Here is a 15,040-nt window from a genome sequence, read left to right as displayed (position 1 = left end):
CGAATCGTGTATTTGGCTTAGCCCAGTTCTCACACAGCGGAAACACGGCGGAAATCCGGCCTTCGTAGATTGAGGTGAACCAGTCCCGCAGGCCCAGGAGGTTCATGTGTTCCCGCTTCCCCCGAACCTTTCCATCCGTGAGGTGCCCTGGTCCAACCCGGTGGGCGCTGATCTGCGGAGGGCCCAGCAGGCCGAACTGGATTCCCGCTACGGGCGCCCGGACCACGACCCTTCTCCGCCTACCGAAGCGGACACTGCTGTCTTCGTGATCGCCTATGAACGCAGCTCGGGACAGCCGCTGGGCTGTGGGGGGCTGCGGCGGCTGGACCCTTCCACCGCCGAAATCAAACGCATCTACGTGCTGCCCTACGCCCGCGGCTCAGGTGTGGCCACGGCGATCCTTTCTTCGCTGGAATTCCGGGCCCGCGCCGCAGGGTACGGCGCGGTTACCGCGGAGGCGGGCTCAGCCCAGTCCGACGGGAAGCGGTTTTACGCGCAGGCGGGCTACAACCAGGTGCCGAACTTCGGGCCCTACACAGACCTTCCCCACTCCACCTGTTTCGCCAAGGTGATTGAGCCGGGAGTGCGGGCGACCGAGCTTAGCGCTTCCTTCAGAGTGGAAGGCCCCTAGGCCACAGTTCCCTCAGCCTGCCTCAAGGGGACGGGAGCGGCCCCGCTGCGGCAGCGGTATGACCGGCGAAGTGCGGCGCTGGTACTGCCGGTAGGCCGGATACCGGCCAGCTGAAATACTCTCCGTGAACACTGTGGACCCGGCGAAAAGCAGGGTCAGCAGCAAAGGTCCCGCAAGCGTCCAGTGCAGCCAGGTTCCCGAGGCCACCACTGCAAAACCGTAGAAGAGCCACCACTGGGCCTGCTCGAAGAAGAAGTTCGGATGCCTGGAATAGCGGAACAGCCCGGTTTGCACAAAACCGGCCCCGGTGTCCTGTCCGGCCATGCGCTGCATCTTCTTCCACACCTGGTAGTTCCACTGCTGCTGGTCCGCGGCAGTCTCTCCGGCCAGCGCGGCCAGGAATAAGGCTGCGAGCACCCAGTCCAAGGGACCCAGCGCCCGGGGGTGCTGGAACACCGTAAGTGCGGGAAGAGTGATGAGCCAGATGATCAGGTTCTGGTAGAGGCTGATAAACGCAAAGTTGAAAACCTGGAACTGCCACGGCCGCAGCCGCTTGCGAAGGATCCCCCACCGGTAATCCTCCCCGCCGGGCGCGTAGCCGCCCTTGCGGGCAAAGTTGAACGTCAGCCGGGCGCCCCAGAGGGTTACCAGGACGGCCATCAGCACCAGCCGGGATTCGAAGTCCGACGCCGCGGCGAAAACCCACACGTAAGCCACCGGGGTGACGGACCAGATCCGGTCAGTCCAGGAGTACTCGCGTGTGATCAGGGACAGGATCCAGGTGGCGGCCGTTGTCGCCACGAAAATCCACAGACAGACACGAACCGGGTCCATTCCCGGAGCATACGGGTGCCGCAGTCCGGCCGGGACCCCTTACCCCCATGACCGTGCGTGGAAAGCCCAGATGGCTAGTAGTCGATGCGGGAAACCGAGGCGTTCCACGCTTCAAACGGTGCGTTGCGTGAATCGCCGGCCAGCTGAGCCACCGGCATAAACCGCTCTTCCACGGGGGTATCGAAGTACTCGTAGAAGGCGGCGTCGTCGAATCCCGCCGCAGCGGCGTCGTGCCGGTCTGCAGCGAACACCACCCGGCCAATGCGCGCCCAGAGCGCGGACGCCAGGCACATGGGGCAGGGCTCGCAGCTGCTGTAGAGAACTGCACCGCTGAGGTCAAAGGTTTCCAGTGCGGCACAGGCGTTGCGGATTGCCGTCACTTCGGCGTGTGCGGTGGGATCGTTGTTCGCCGTGACGCGGTTGACGCCCTCGAACACCTGGCCGTCGGCAGTAACGATCACCGCTCCGAACGGTCCCCCGTTGTCAGCTACGTTGGCGGTGGCCAGTTCAACGGCCTGGGAAAGGTATGCGGCATCTGTGCTCATGGGTAAGCCCCTGCGTCCAACGTCCCGGCGGTCTCTCCGGCCGGGAGAATGCCAGGTAGTTAGCACCTGCGGTGCCCGCCTTCGCAGTGATGAGACTAACACCCGGAGGCTCGGACGGCACAGGCCGTCCGATAGATTACTTCCACGGTCACCCATTGGAAGGCAGGCATGAAGAACGCAAACTGGACTCCGGTCAGTACGCACGCCCACGAACTCGGTGAGGGGCTGCGTCGAACGGCGGACGGCGCCCGGTGGGTTGACCTTGTCCGGGGCGAAATGTACGTATGGTTCCCCGGCCGAAGTCCGTCGCTCACCCATTCCCTGGACCGGCCCCTGGGCTTTGCCGAGGAGGACCGCACTGGCCGTCTGATTGCCGCAGCCGGAACCGGCGTGGTGGAACTCCTGCCGGACGGCGGTGCGGTTCAGCTGGCTGACACAGGCCTGGACCCGGAGCGCTACCGCATCAATGACGGAGCCTTCGCACCGGACGGCTCGTTGTGGTTCGGAACCATGGTGCACGACGGCTCGGAGCCCGACGGCGCGGTGTGGCGCTGGGACCCGGAGAGCGGCGGCGTCGTGCGCCTGCGGAGCGGCATTCCCATTCCCAACGGGCCGGTATTCCTGCCTGACGGGCACAGCGTGCTGATTTCGGACACCGACCGCGGCAGGATCCTCCGCACGACGACGGCGGACCCCGGGTCAGTGGAGGAGTTCGCCCGGGTGCCGGAAGAAAACCCGGACGGCATGCACGTGGACCCTGACGGACGAATCTGGAGCGCGGTCTGGGGTGCCTCCCGGCTGGACGTGTACTCCGAAGACGGCGAACGGCTGACCTCCGTGCCGGTGCCGGTTCGTCAGCCCACCAGCGTGCTGGTGACCGGGGAACTGGTACTGGTCACCAGCGCCGCCACGGGGCTTTCCGATCCCGGCCGGCTTGACGGTTACACCCTTACCGCTCCCTTGTCAGAGGTGCTGGGCTAGTCTCAGCGGGGATCGCCAACAAAGCGGGCGCGGCCGGCCAGCAGTCCCATTCCCGCCGCGGCGGTTCCGATCACCAGGAACATCACCGCTGCGGGAGTGAAGGAACCTGTTGACGTGTGCAGCACGCCCACGAGCAGGGTGCCTGAAGACCCGACTCCGTAGCCGACGCACTGCATCATCCCGGAGACCCGGGCGGCGGTTCCGGCGTTGCGGGTGCGCAGCACGATCATCGTCAGTGCCAGGGCCGTCAGGCTGCCCTGCCCCACGCCGAGCATCACGGCCCAGAGCCAGACGAGGTCCAGCGGGCCCAGGATGGTGAGTGCGAATCCGGCGCCCGTGAGAAGTGCGATTGATGCGTTCAGCCAGCCCTGGCTGCGCAGCCGGGCCGCCAGCGGCGGGGCGAGGAAGGACCCGAGGACCTGCACCACAATCGATCCGGCGACCACATAGCCTGCGGTTCCGCCGTCAATCCCGCGGTCGCGGAGAATCGGTGCCAGCCACGCGAAAACGCTGAAGGACATCATCGCCTGCAGGGCCATAAAACCGGTGATCTGCCAGGCCAGCGGCGAACGCCAGACCGAAGGGCCGGCGTCGGCGTTCCTGTCCGCGGGAGTCCGGCCGCGCCGCAGCGCCAGCGGCGCGAAGAGCAGGACGACCAGTGCCGCCGGCAGGGTCCAGAAAGCGAGGGCCTCCTGCCAGGAACCGGTCGCCTGCAGCAGCGGATGGGTGAATCCCGCACCGAGTGCGGCCGCGGCGCAGATGGATCCCGTATAGAGCCCGCTCATCAGGCCCAGGCGATGCTGGAAGTCGCGCTTCACGAGGGTTGGCAGCAGGACGTTGACGACGCCGATCCCCGCCCCGGCAGCAACAGTCCCGGCAATCATGGCGGCAAAGTCACCGGTTCCCCGGACCGCGAGTCCGGCGGTGAGCACGGCCATCGCCGCGAGGATCGTGCGTTCAATGCCGATTCTGCGGGCAAAGGCAGGCGCAGCCGGAGCTACGAGTCCCAGGAGCAGCACCGGGCCCGTGGTCAGGACGGTCACCAGGACCGGCGGCATACCGGAGGCGTCGGTGATCTCCGGGAGAATCGCAGAGAAGCTTGAAAAGACGGTGCGCAGGTTCAGGCCGATCAGCACAATGCAGACGGCCAGCAGCATGCCGGCGCTGCGCCGGGTTGGTGCTTTCGGCGGTGCTGTGAGCTCCGGTGCCTGAAGCTGGATGGCGGTGTTGCCCATATCTTCGGTGTCCTCTCCCGAGGACCAGCCCCGTGTATCCGCAGGACAACGCTACGAGTAATGCTGTGGCCGGACCAAAACCGCCTCATCGAGATGACAGAAACTGCCCGTATCAGCGCGGTATCGGACAGTTTCTGTCATCTCGATGGAATGGAGACGGTGTCGTCCGAATGTTTGGGAGCGGCGCGTCCACGGATCCAGGCGGGGAAGACGGCAAGAACCCCGACGGCGGCGGCGAGGCTGAAGGCTCCCACCGGCGCATCCGGCGCGAGCACGGCCCCAAGGCCGACTGATCCGGCGGCCTGGCCCACGGCGAGCGCAATAAAGAGGGCAACCGTTCCGGCGGAGGCCTGCTCCGGCACAATCCGGACGGCCCACACGATCAGCACCCCGCTCATCGCAATGTAGCTGGCTCCGAACAGCGCCGCGGCAGCGTAGGCGGCCGCCGCTGTCCCGGGAAATGCACCCATCAGCATGGTTGCTCCGGCCATCGGGAGGGTGGTCACCGTCCATGCCGTGCGCAGGCTCCACGCCTGTACGATTCTTCCTGCTCCTGCCCCGAGCACCCCAAAGGCTCCGAGAACCATCCACGCACCGATGGAGTAAAGCTCAGTCTCTCTTCCTTCCGCCAGAACAGTCCGGCCGAAGGTCCAGACTGCGCCACTTGACGCACCTGCCAGGGCCGCGGCTGCCAGCGGCCGGGCCAGCGCTGCCAGGTTTTTCCAGCCCGGGTTCTGTTTGGTGCCGGCTGGACTCTGCCCGTCCCTGCGCCGGTCGGAACGCAGCGTGGCGACGGTGGCCAGAACCACGACGCCGGCAATTACCGCCCAGCCGAGCCTCCACTGGCCCGCGACGAGGACCAACAGCACCCCCGCGGCTACGAGACCGGCGCCCGTGCCGGAATTAACGATGGTTTGTGCATTCTCCTGCCGGTCCGGCTTCACATTGCGCTCGATCAGACTGACCAGGCCGGGTGTAGCAAATCCGGCGCCTGCGCCCGCCATAACGACGGCGGCAGCAAGGAGCCCGGCATTGGGAGCCGCGGCGACTCCGGCAGACCCCAGGGCTGCTGCAGTACCGGCGAGGCCGACCACCAGGCGCGGTCTGGATCCCAGCCGGGCCGCCAGCAGCGCCGTGAGGCAGTAGGAGAGGAAACTCCCCGCCTGGATCGCTCCGGACAGGCCGGGACCCATGTCGAAGGCTTCGGCGAAACGGGGCAGGAACAGGCCGTAGCCGAACCGGGCCAGCCCGTAGGTCGCGGCGATCAGGGCCAGTCCGCTGGCCACCAGCTTCACCTGCATGGCGGACTCCCTCCTTCGCAACCAGAACGATCGTTACAGTAGAGCAGAACTACCGTTATGGATCAAGGCTGGCTAGAGTTGGCCCATGACCACCGGAGCGAAACTCCCGGCCCGCGGGCGGCTGCTCGCCGCTGCCGAAGAAGTGTTCTTCCACCGCGGCATCCGCGCCACCGGAGTGGACGAGGTGCTGCGCACCGCGAAGGTGTCCGCGGCCAGCCTCTATTCCCACTTCGGCAGCAAGGACGGACTCGTGGCAGAGGCCCTGCGCATCCGCCTCGCCGAATGGCAGTCCGTCTGGGACGAGTGCGTGGTCAACGCCGGCAGCGACCTGGACCGCCTGCTGGCCGTCTTCGATGCCCTGGGGGCATTCCGGGCCCGGCAGCCGGCGGCCCGCTGGTGCGCATTCCTCGCCACTGCCACCGAAATGCCCGATGCCGGGGATGAAATCTCCGACGTCCTCGCCGCGGACACGGCGCTGCTGACCGAACGGCTGAGCCACTTTGCCAAGCCGCTGGCTGGGAACCGAGCCGCAGAGCTCGCTGACGACGTCGTACTGGCCTACAACGGAGCCCTCACCGCTTACCTGCGCGGATACCCGGCGGACCCGATCGCTGCCGGGCGCCGCGTGGCAACGGCCGCTGCGGCCTCCTATTCCCCGTGAGATGACAGAAACTGCCCGTATGAGCGCTCATACGGGCAGTTTCTGCGATCTCGGCGAGGGAGGAGGACGGGTCGCCGGTTAGGACACCGTGAACGGAAGCAGCAGCCGGGAAGGGTGCCCGGCGTCGCGGTAGACCTTGTGCGTCACCGGACGGCCGACCGGCAGGTGGAAAGCATCCGGGGGAAGCAGCGCGTTGTGCTCATCGGCCAGCGGCTCATTGTTGGAGAGCTCGGCCACGAGTTTGTGGCCCGGAAGGAACGTGTTCGCGAACGGGTAGAGCCGCACCACGTACTCCTGGACCGTTCCCGGTTCCACGGGAACGGCGCGGGTGTGCGGGTGGTACGGATTGCCCTCGCTGGTGCGTTCTTCGTCCAGCTCCCTGTGGGACGCCTTCAGGTAACCGGTGGTGATCAGCTGCCGTTTGCCGTTGGGCGCCGCATCCCAGAGCCGGAGAATGAAGTTGGTGTCCGGCTGGTCAATCTCCACGAACAGGTGCGCTGCTCCGGTTCCGATCATTTCCGTCGGCGACTCGAACACGTCCGTGCTCCAGGACAGGATTTCCACCTTGTCCGTCACGGTCAGCGGCGCCTGGTAGAAACCGTCCGGCGCGGCGTACTCCGTCCCCATCAGCTCGGGTTCGGCGGAGAGCTTGCGGCGGGTGCGCAGGTACAGCGGCTTGTACTCCACGTCCTTCGGCGGCCAGGCATCAGCCGTGACGACCTCCCGGGAACCTTCAACAAACACGCTCACGGCGGGCTCGTCCATGACCCCGTTGTCGATGCCCTTGATCCAGTAGTCGTACCAGCGGAACATCTTGTCGTGCTCTTCGACGAAAGGCCGGGACTGCATCGGCGGGTACGGCCCAATGTCCAGTTTCTTCGGACCCTTCAGCGCATTGAACAGCTCAATCGTGCCGTCCAGCGTCCAGCCGCGGCCCTGGTCCAGCTGCAGCCAGACCGGGATGTCGATATTGGGGGCCAGCGTGATCGGGTTGCGTTCCTCGTACCACTCGCCGTCGACGTCGTTCATCACAATGTCGAACCAGGCCTCGTGGTTCGTGGGGTAGTTCAGGACGTGGACCAGGTTGGGCCAAGCCGCGATGTCCGGATCAGTGAGCCGCTCCGCGACCAGCTTCTTCAGTTCCTCTGGTGAGTGCTTCTCCACCATCCGGGACTTAACCCTGTCCGTGAACGCCCAGCCGGAGTCGCCGCCGCGGCCTTCCCTGGCAGCACGGGGCATAAACCACATGACACCGCCGTGGTAGGTGGTCTCGTAGAAGTCGTAGTGGCCGCCGGAGACGAAGATGGCCTTCAGGTGCGGCGGGCGTTCAGCGGCGGCGAGCACCTGCATGGAGCCGAAGTAGGAAATGCCGACCATGCCCACGTTGCCGTCGCACCAGGGCTGAGCAGCCACCCATTCGATGAAGTCGTAGGCGTCCTGCCCAAGGGAGACTCCGCCGGCGTTGTAGTTGCCGATGTGTTCGCCGCCCGAGTCCCCGGAACCGCGCAGGTCACCAATGACGTGGACGTAGTCCTCCTTCACGATCCGCGCTATGTCCCCGGCCTCGATGCATCCGTCCCACATGGGGCTCGGGCGGCGCTGCGGCGGCATGGTCAGCGCCATGGCCTGCAGTTCCTTGCCGTACGGGCTCAGCGCCACCAGCGCCGGACGGGGTTTGTCCGCTGCCCCCTGATAGGCGTCAGCAGCGAGTTCGACGCCGTCGCGCATGGGAACGCGCAGGTCCTTCTGGACCGTGATCGGCATCCCGCCGGCATTAATCGTCTGGAAAGTGGCCATTTGTGGTGCGGCTCCTTGTGGAAATCTACTGGGTGAACCGGCTGCGGTAGCCGTCGAGGGTGGTGAAGAACGGCGAGGGTTCCAGTGTGGGATCAGAGGTGTAGCCCAGCTCAGCGGCGACCGGCTCGAAGGGCGAGTAGACCGAGTCCGTCGCTGCCAGGCCGGCTTCCAGGCAGCGCGTGACGCTCCCCCGGATCCGCGCCTCGAGGGCTAGGGACTCGTCCAGCGCCCGGCGGGCCTGCGCGGCATCGAGTTCGACGCCGTAGGGCTCACCGTCCGCCCCGCGGTACGGGTGTCCGAGGTACAGGCGTTCCGGCCGGACCTCGTCCCGGAGGTATGCGAGGCTCGAGCGGTAGGCGTCCGGATCGGTGTAGCCGGGGAACCGGTTCGCCGCCCCATGGATCTGCACCGCGTCTCCCGCGAACACCGCATCGTCCAGCTGGTAGGCCACGGACCCCGGTGTGTGCCCGGGAACCGCATGCACCTTCACGCGCACATCCCCGCCCAGGGACAGGGTTTCCCCGCCGCGCACCAGGACGGCAGGTTCCATCTCGCCGGAAATCACGGCCTGGGCAGTCTGCGCCTGCTGCTGTGCCCCGTCCGGGGCGTTCAGGTACCGGCTGCGGCCCTGGACGTATTCATCGACGTGGGCCTGCCGCGAGCGCAGCAGTGGTGCGTCAGCTTCGTGGATCACCACTTTGGCCTTGCCGCCGGTTAGGTCATGCAGTGCCTGCGCTCCGCCCAAGTGGTCGATGTGCCCGTGCGTGAGCAGGATCCAGCGCACGTCCTCAATGCTGCGTCCCAGCTGCTGCAGGGCCGGCAGCAGCCCTTCAGCAGGAGAGGAGGCGATGCCGGTGTCCACGATGGCAGGTTCCGGTGCATCGATGAAGTAGCTGTACAACCCGAACCGGCCCCACGGCGAGACCAGCGGATGGACCGCGGCACTCACTTGGATTCCCTCCCGCGAAGGAACCGGCCCGCTTCCTCCAGAGCCGCGTAGAACTCCGGGATCCAGGAAAAGTTGGCTACGAACCCATGGTTCGCGCCGTCGTACCGGCTCAGCACGGTCTCGACGCCGGCGCTGCGCAGGCGTTCGGCATACAGCTCGCCTTCATCGCGCAGCGGGTCAAACTCCGCAGTGATGACCAGGGCCGGCGGCAGACCGGCGAGGTCCTTCCGCTTGATCGGGGAAACCAGCGGATCGGCCGGGTCCGCTCCGCTGTCCAGGTAGAACGCGTTGAAGGGCTTCAGCCCTGCAGTTTCCAGCCCGTAGCCCACGGCGTTTTCCCGCATCGAGGCATAGCGGTCGGAGTCGAAGTCCAGGTCCAGGGACGGGTAGAAGAGGATCTGGTGCGAGACTGCGTCGAAACCGTCGTCCTTGGCCATGGCAGTGACGGCGGCGGCGAAGGTTCCGCCGGAACTGTCGCCCGCAACGGCGAGGTCTTTACCGTTCCAGTTCAGTTCCGCCCACTGCTCCGTGACCCACTGCAGCACGCCGTAGCAGTCCTGGAGACCGGCCGGGAAGGCTGCTTCGGGTGCCAGCCGGTAACCGACCGAGATGACCTTGAAGCCGCTTTCATTTGCCAGTGCCCGGGCCACGTGGTCGTGGGTATCCAGGCTGCCCAGGAAGAACGCTCCGCCGTGGAAGTAGACCAGCACTCCGTAGGAACCGGCCTCCTCAGGCGTGTAGATCCGCACCGGGACATCGCCTGCCGGGGTAGCTGCGACGGTGTCCTCTACCCGGTGGACCGGAGTCCGGTCTTCCAGTGGAGGCACCTGCGCCTGTTCGCCGGCGCGCATGGCGACGGGATTCAGCGGCCCCTCCGGAGGCGCCGGAAGGGTGGCGAGGATCTTGGCAATTTCGGGATGAATAGGCATTTCTGATCTTCGCTTACTTGGCCGCGGCCTGTTCGGGGAAGGCATTCTCAACGGCGTTGGCGTTCCAGCCCAGCCGGGAGAGCCGCTGCAGTTCGTCGGTGACCGGCTTCCGGGTGGCCTGGTACAGCGCCAGCGCCTCCTTCACGGACCCGGCTTCCAGGAAGGCATCTGCCAGGCCGCCGGCGTCCTGGATCGCCGAGTTCGCGCCCTGGCCCTGGTGGTGCAGCATCGCGTGCGCGGCGTCGCCGATCAGTGCGACGCTGTCGGTATGCCAGTTCGCCACCGGATCGATGTCGAAGACGGAGCGGCTGGTGACCTGGCTGATGTCCAGGTTCCGGGCAATCTTCACGATCCGCTCGTCGAACCCTTCCAGCAGGGAAATCAGGTAGTCGTTGGTGATCTCCGGCGCCCAGGAACCATCTTCTGACGGAGCGGTGATGTCGTAGGAGAGCTGGCCGCGGTGCGGCAGCGGCAGGTTGTAGGCAATGGTGCCGTTCTGGCCCATGTAGAAGCGCGGGTTGTTGTCCTCGGCACCCAGGCCGAAGGCATCGTCCATGGAAATGACGGCACGGTAGGCGTGCTCACCGGCGAAGACCGGCTCCTGGTCACTGAACAGCTGTTTGCGGACCAGGGACCGTATGCCGTCGGCACCAATGACCACATCCGCGGTAACGGTGCTGCCGTTTTCGAAAGTCAGCTTGGCCTGCCCGCCGAGGTCCTCGATGGAGGTGAGTTTGTGGTCCAGGTGGACTACTTCTTCGGGGAGCACCCCCAGAAGGGCTTCAATGAAGTCGCCGCGGTGGATGATGCGGGTGTGGTTCGGCTGATCGAAATCGTTCAGCTGCGGCCAGACTTCCTGGGCCAGGACCTGCTGCCCGTCCGCGCTCCGGATTTCCAGGTAGTCACTTGGGGAGCTGACTGCAGCGATCTCGTCGAAGATGCCCCACTGGCGGAACAGCTCCACGGTGATGGGCCGCAGGCCAATGCCGGCGCCGACCTGGCCCAGCGCCGGTGCCTGCTCGTAAACGTGGACGTTCTCCGCACCGATGTTCCGCAGTGCGATCGCGGCGGCAGCACCGCCGTAGCCGCCGCCTACGACGGCGATGGACAGGTTCTTGATTTCGGTGGTCTTCATGGCTGGATCACTTTCTGATAGGCGGTGCGTCGCTGCACCGCGGGAAGGGATGCTGTCTCAGGCGTGGATGGAGAGGAAATCGGCTGGATTCTCGATGAGCAGGGCGTTGATGGATGCTTCATCCATTCCGGCCCGGCGCAGGTCCGGGATCAGGTCCTCAAAGATGTAATTGACGGTGTGTCCCTTTACACCGGGCCAGCCCAGCGGACTGCAATTCGCGTCAGCGGAAGCGAGCAGCTGGTTCAGATGGCCCTTTTCCACCAGGTCCATAAAATGGTCCAGCCGTTCCTTGCGCGGGCGGGCCCAGAACGGCGGGTCCGGAAGCTCGGTTTCATAGCCGAAGGTGTCGAACCCTATCCGGCCGCCCTGGCTCATGATCCATTCGCTCGGCGTGTTCGGGGCGTTCAGCCCGTCGTCGGCGTGGCCGAAGAGCACCCGGTCCAGCGGCAGGCCTTCCTGGCTGAAAATCTCGATCGCCGGCTGCGGATCAATGGCCAGATGAGTCAGGATCGGGACACCGGTGGCCACCGCAGCCCGGGCCGCGGCACGGTAGATGCGCTTGTCGAGTTCAGTCATACGACCACCGCGGCTCACGCCTACCTTGATGACCCCGGCCTTGGCTCCGGTGTCCCCGATGCCCACGGTGATCTCATGGACAAAGACCTTGGCCAGGTACTCCACTGAGGCCCGGGCGAAGTGCGGCAGGGCCGTGTCGCCTCCAACGAAGCCGGTGCAGGCAATGATGTGCACGCCGGTTTTCTTCGACAGGGACTTGTAATAGTCCACGTCACGTCCGTTGCAGATGCCGGTGGCGTCTACAAAGGTGCCGCCGCCGTACTCGTGGAACTGCCGCAGCTTCGGCACGGTCTCCGCGTACCGTTCCTCCGGCGTCTTCCACCATTTGGAGTCCAGCTCGCTGCCCGGCATGCCGTAGCCAATGTGCTCATGGACGGCCACGATTCCCAGCTCTTCTGCCGGGACCGTTCCCAATACTGTGTTTACCTTCGACAAAACAACACCTCGAAAAATTAGTTGAAACCTGTGGGTGCCCGCCCTAGCGGACTGAAAGAAGCCGCTGGGGGTTCTCGGCCGTGATGAGCCGGGCGTCCGCCTCGGTAAGGCCCTGTGTGAGCAGGAACGGCAGGAAGCTGGTCAGCACGTGGCCGTACGGAAGGTCATAGTCCGGCTGTCCGAACGCGGCCCCGATGCTGTTCGAGGAAAGCAGGATGCGGTCGGCGCAGCCTGCTGCCACCAGCTCAAGGACCAGCGCGGCGCGCTCGGAATCGTCCAGATAGCTGCCGTCGTCGTTCAGGCCCACATGGTCGATCGCTGCGTAGGCTCCGCGGCGGGCGATTTCGACGGCGGTGCCTGCTGAGTCTTTCCGGTCCAGCCCGCCCACCACCACGCGGTCCGCCTGAAGTCCTTCAGCCAGTACCAGTTCGAGTTCGCGGACAGCGTCGCTGCCGAACCGCACGGAAACCGGAATGCCTGTGGCCAGTGCGGTGCGGGCAGCGCCCTGGAAGAGGCTCTCCTCAGTGGGAGTGATGCCGGCGCGGTCGGCCGCTGTGGCCACCAGGCCAGCGGCGGCGCGGCGTTCCAGGCGCGGAATCACCATGCCTTCGGCGACCTCCCGGGAGAAGAGATCGGCGAACTTTTCCGCGGGCCACGGCGTGGGCGGGTTGGTCTGCGGGGTGAGGAAGTAGCCGCCGAGCATCTCTTCCGGGCCCATACCCGTGGATGCAACGATGTGCACGCCCGTGGAACGCGAGAGGGCTTCGTAGAGCGGCAGGTCCCGGCCGTGGAACATACCGGTGCTGTCCACCACCGTGCCGCCGCCGGCCTCGGCGAAGTCCCTCAGCTTGCCGGCGAGAATCTCGAAGATCTCGGCCCGGTCCATGGTGATGTCCGGGGCGTATTCGGCGCCCGGAACAACCGAAAGCAGTGCTTCATGCACCGCCGTGACACCAAGCTCCGCCGCGGGGACCGGCCCCAGAACAGTGTTGACCATGGGATTGGCTGGGGTGCTGGCGTCGTCGCCGGCGAAGTCGCTCACGTGGCGTCTCCTAGGAAGATCGGTGCGGATACGGGTGTGACCTGCGCCATGTCCCGCTGCTGTGTGGCTATCCTCACAGTTTTCTTTACACGATGTCAAGCAAAACCTTTTCGGTGCGTTTGTGACGCGATCACCGTGTTGGCCTCCTTGACAGCCTGTAAACATTCCCTCCACACTGGCTCCTGTGACGCCGGTCACCTAACCAATCCCGCCTGTTCACAGGAACGAAGGAGTTTCAGCGATGAGCCAGAACATGCCGACGGCGGGTGGTGGCTCAGTTCGCGCCACGTTCCTTGCCGCGTACAGTGCCGTCACCCTTGCGCAGATGACCAATGCCCTGCCCGGAGCACTGAACGGCACTTTTGCCGCTGAGTTCCACACCTCAGGAGCCGGACTGACCTGGATTGCCGGGGTGTTCATGATCGGCGTCGTGGTTTTTGAACTCAGCTGGGGTGTTCTCGGCGACCTGTTCGGCCGCAAGAAACTGCTGATCGCCGGTGCCGGACTCACGATCGGCGGATCCGTTCTCGCCGCCCTGGCACCGGTTACCGGGGTCATGATTGCCGCTCAGGCCATAGGAGGCATCGGTGCCGGCATCCTCTTCCCCATCTCGCTCTCGATGATCGCCGCGATCACTCCGGATCCGCGGGCCCGTGCCAAGGTCATCGCGACCTGGGCAGGATTCCTGTCCCTCGGCGCGGTGATCTCGCCCGTCCTGGCCGGGCTGACCTCACAGCTCTTCACCGTCCCGGGCGCTGCCCCGGGAGACCCCAACGTCTACAGCGGCTGGCGCGTGGCGTACTTCGTGGCCGCCGGGCTGGCTGCCGCGCTGCTGCTGCTGTCCCTGAAGGCGCAGGACTCCGCGGCCCCGCAGGGCCGCAAACTGGACCTTCCCGGCCAGACAACCCTGGCCCTGGGGCTGATCGCCGCCCTGTTCGCCACGGTCACCGCCGTGGACTCAGGCTTCGGCTCCCCGGTGGTGATCGCCGCGTACGTTGCCGGTGCAGCGCTGCTGGCAGCGTTCGTCCTGATTGAATCCCGAACGCCTCAGCCGCTGATCCATCTCTCGCTGTTCAAGAACCGCGCCTATTCGATCACCGGGATCGTGGCCGTGATCGGCATGTTCGCGTTCCTCGCCGTGTGCTTCAGCACCTCCGTGGCCGTCGGCGGCCTGGCCCTCACTGAAACGTGGAAGGTAGGCGTGCTGTTCGTCTTCATCCAGGGTCCTGCCTTCGTCTTCATTCCCGTGGTTGGCTGGCTCATCCACCATGTAGCCCCTCGATGGGTCCTCACTGCAGGATTCGCTCTCATGGCCGCCGCGGGGTACTGGCTCTCCGGTTTCTCCCTGGGCACCCCCGAAGCCTTCGGCGGCACCCCGTGGACCGCGTTCATTCCCCCGCTGGCACTGCTGGGAACCGGATTTGCCCTGACGGTCGGATCCGTCACCGCCGTCGCCATCAACACCGTGGCACCGCAGGAAATCGGCATGGCATCGGCCACCACCAACCTGCTCCGGGATCTGGGCTTCGCGCTCGGACCCGTCATCGGTTCGGCCATCGCCTTCAGCGTCGGCGCCTCCCTCTTCGCCGCCCCCCTGGCATCCATCCTCGGCGGGGCCGGACTGCCTGCTGAAGCAGCTGAGGGACTCGGACAGATTCCGCCGCTGGCTTTCCTCTCCGGCTGGCCGGATGTCATTTCCGGATTCACCGGACAGGCTGCCGCATCCGGTGCGCCGCAGGCCGCCGTGGACGGCATGGTCCAGGCCCTCAATTCCGCACAGCCCGCTATCCAGGGGGCAGCAGGCTCCTCGCTGGGCCAGGGCTTCCAGTCCGTCTACCTGGTTGCCGGAATTACCGCGACGGTTTCCGCCGTCCTCACATTGTTCGTCCCAGGCCGGTCCTCCTCCGCTCCTGCGGCAGGAACCGGGGCCCCTGCCGCAGCGGCAACTGTGCCCGCCGGAAGCTAACCACCACCTCCCACCACCACAGA

Annotated in this window: 14 protein-coding genes; 4 read left to right on the top strand and 10 right to left on the bottom strand. The window is 65.9% G+C overall.

The window, feature by feature from the left end; all coding sequences use genetic code 11:
* Positions 1 to 106: 106 nt before the first annotated feature.
* Positions 107 to 631, top strand: a complete 525-nt coding sequence (locus tag AO716_RS14860; RefSeq protein ID WP_055242405.1) for a GNAT family N-acetyltransferase — start codon at positions 107 to 109, stop codon at positions 629 to 631.
* A gap of 12 nt (positions 632 to 643) precedes the next feature.
* Here the strand turns inward: AO716_RS14860 and AO716_RS14855 are convergent, their stop codons facing one another.
* The gene (locus AO716_RS14855; RefSeq protein ID WP_055242404.1) at positions 644 to 1,465 is read right to left on the bottom strand and encodes a DUF1295 domain-containing protein; all 822 of its coding nucleotides are present in this window, start codon (positions 1,463 to 1,465) and stop codon (positions 644 to 646) included.
* Between the two features lie 74 nt (positions 1,466 to 1,539).
* Entirely contained in the window at positions 1,540 to 2,010 is a 471-nt protein-coding gene (locus tag AO716_RS14850; protein ID WP_055242402.1) for a nucleoside deaminase, read from the bottom strand.
* A 168-nt stretch (positions 2,011 to 2,178) separates the two neighbouring features.
* Between AO716_RS14850 and AO716_RS14845 the strand changes: the two genes are divergently transcribed.
* The gene (locus AO716_RS14845) at positions 2,179 to 2,991 is read left to right on the top strand and encodes an SMP-30/gluconolactonase/LRE family protein (RefSeq protein ID WP_055242400.1); all 813 of its coding nucleotides are present in this window, start codon (positions 2,179 to 2,181) and stop codon (positions 2,989 to 2,991) included.
* Positions 2,992 to 2,993: 2 nt separating this feature from the next.
* Here the strand turns inward: AO716_RS14845 and AO716_RS14840 are convergent, their stop codons facing one another.
* Both AO716_RS14840 and AO716_RS14835 read right to left on the bottom strand, forming a co-directional pair.
* Positions 2,994 to 4,226: a CynX/NimT family MFS transporter gene (locus tag AO716_RS14840; RefSeq protein WP_055242398.1), complete on the bottom strand. Its 1,233-nt coding sequence runs from the start codon at positions 4,224 to 4,226 to the stop codon at positions 2,994 to 2,996.
* A 137-nt stretch (positions 4,227 to 4,363) separates the two neighbouring features.
* Positions 4,364 to 5,527, bottom strand: a complete 1,164-nt coding sequence (locus tag AO716_RS14835) for an MFS transporter (protein ID WP_235472119.1) — start codon at positions 5,525 to 5,527, stop codon at positions 4,364 to 4,366.
* Positions 5,528 to 5,612: 85 nt separating this feature from the next.
* Between AO716_RS14835 and AO716_RS14830 the strand changes: the two genes are divergently transcribed.
* Positions 5,613 to 6,188: a TetR/AcrR family transcriptional regulator gene (locus tag AO716_RS14830; RefSeq protein WP_055242396.1), complete on the top strand. Its 576-nt coding sequence runs from the start codon at positions 5,613 to 5,615 to the stop codon at positions 6,186 to 6,188.
* Positions 6,189 to 6,266: 78 nt separating this feature from the next.
* On the opposite strand, the gene AO716_RS14825 is transcribed toward AO716_RS14830, so the two are convergent.
* From AO716_RS14825 to AO716_RS14800, 6 genes are read right to left on the bottom strand one after another with little or no spacing between them, the layout of a single operon-like run.
* Positions 6,267 to 7,985, bottom strand: coding sequence for a CocE/NonD family hydrolase (locus tag AO716_RS14825; protein ID WP_055242394.1), 1,719 nt, complete (start codon positions 7,983 to 7,985; stop codon positions 6,267 to 6,269).
* Between the two features lie 25 nt (positions 7,986 to 8,010).
* Positions 8,011 to 8,934 (bottom strand): MBL fold metallo-hydrolase, encoded by a 924-nt coding sequence (locus AO716_RS14820; protein ID WP_055242393.1) that lies wholly within the window; start codon positions 8,932 to 8,934, stop codon positions 8,011 to 8,013.
* On the bottom strand, positions 8,931 to 9,863 hold the full coding sequence (locus AO716_RS14815) for an alpha/beta hydrolase (RefSeq protein WP_055242391.1): 933 nt from the start codon (positions 9,861 to 9,863) through the stop codon (positions 8,931 to 8,933). The genes AO716_RS14820 and AO716_RS14815 overlap by 4 nt, the downstream gene beginning before the upstream one ends.
* Before the next feature lie 13 nt (positions 9,864 to 9,876).
* Positions 9,877 to 10,998 carry an FAD-dependent oxidoreductase gene (locus AO716_RS14810; RefSeq protein ID WP_055242389.1) on the bottom strand — a complete coding sequence of 374 codons (1,122 nt, stop codon included), beginning with the start codon at positions 10,996 to 10,998 and terminating at the stop codon, positions 9,877 to 9,879.
* A gap of 57 nt (positions 10,999 to 11,055) precedes the next feature.
* Entirely contained in the window at positions 11,056 to 12,009 is a 954-nt protein-coding gene (locus AO716_RS14805; protein ID WP_055242387.1) for a phosphotriesterase, read from the bottom strand.
* Positions 12,010 to 12,052: 43 nt separating this feature from the next.
* Positions 12,053 to 13,051, bottom strand: coding sequence for a phosphotriesterase (locus tag AO716_RS14800; protein ID WP_235472118.1), 999 nt, complete (start codon positions 13,049 to 13,051; stop codon positions 12,053 to 12,055).
* 241 nt (positions 13,052 to 13,292) lie between these two features.
* Here AO716_RS14800 and AO716_RS14795 point away from each other — a divergent pair, with 241 nt between their 5' ends.
* A complete protein-coding gene (locus AO716_RS14795) occupies positions 13,293 to 15,017 on the top strand; it encodes an MFS transporter (protein ID WP_055242385.1) in 1,725 nt (574 codons plus the stop codon).
* Positions 15,018 to 15,040: the final 23 nt, after the last annotated feature.

The sequence above is a fragment of the Arthrobacter sp. Edens01 genome (assembly GCF_001307035.1).
Lineage (GTDB): Bacteria > Actinomycetota > Actinomycetes > Actinomycetales > Micrococcaceae > Arthrobacter_B.
The sequence above is the reverse complement of the archived record's forward strand: the minus strand, read 5'-3'. Positions and strand labels throughout refer to the sequence as shown.

Excerpts from the sequence above, each read along its gene's own strand:
- AO716_RS14855 (WP_055242404.1), bottom strand. The coding sequence starts at position 1,465 with ATGGACCCGGTTCGTGTCTGTCTGTGGATTTTCGTGGCGACAACGGCC.
- AO716_RS14850 (WP_055242402.1), bottom strand. The coding sequence starts at position 2,010 with ATGAGCACAGATGCCGCATACCTTTCCCAGGCCGTTGAACTGGCCACC.
- AO716_RS14845 (WP_055242400.1), top strand. The coding sequence starts at position 2,179 with ATGAAGAACGCAAACTGGACTCCGGTCAGTACGCACGCCCACGAACTC.
- AO716_RS14840 (WP_055242398.1), bottom strand. The coding sequence starts at position 4,226 with ATGGGCAACACCGCCATCCAGCTTCAGGCACCGGAGCTCACAGCACCG.
- AO716_RS14835 (WP_235472119.1), bottom strand. The coding sequence starts at position 5,527 with ATGCAGGTGAAGCTGGTGGCCAGCGGACTGGCCCTGATCGCCGCGACC.
- AO716_RS14830 (WP_055242396.1), top strand. The coding sequence starts at position 5,613 with ATGACCACCGGAGCGAAACTCCCGGCCCGCGGGCGGCTGCTCGCCGCT.
- AO716_RS14825 (WP_055242394.1), bottom strand. The coding sequence starts at position 7,985 with ATGGCCACTTTCCAGACGATTAATGCCGGCGGGATGCCGATCACGGTC.
- AO716_RS14815 (WP_055242391.1), bottom strand. The coding sequence starts at position 9,863 with ATGCCTATTCATCCCGAAATTGCCAAGATCCTCGCCACCCTTCCGGCG.
- AO716_RS14810 (WP_055242389.1), bottom strand. The coding sequence starts at position 10,998 with ATGAAGACCACCGAAATCAAGAACCTGTCCATCGCCGTCGTAGGCGGC.
- AO716_RS14795 (WP_055242385.1), top strand. The coding sequence starts at position 13,293 with ATGAGCCAGAACATGCCGACGGCGGGTGGTGGCTCAGTTCGCGCCACG.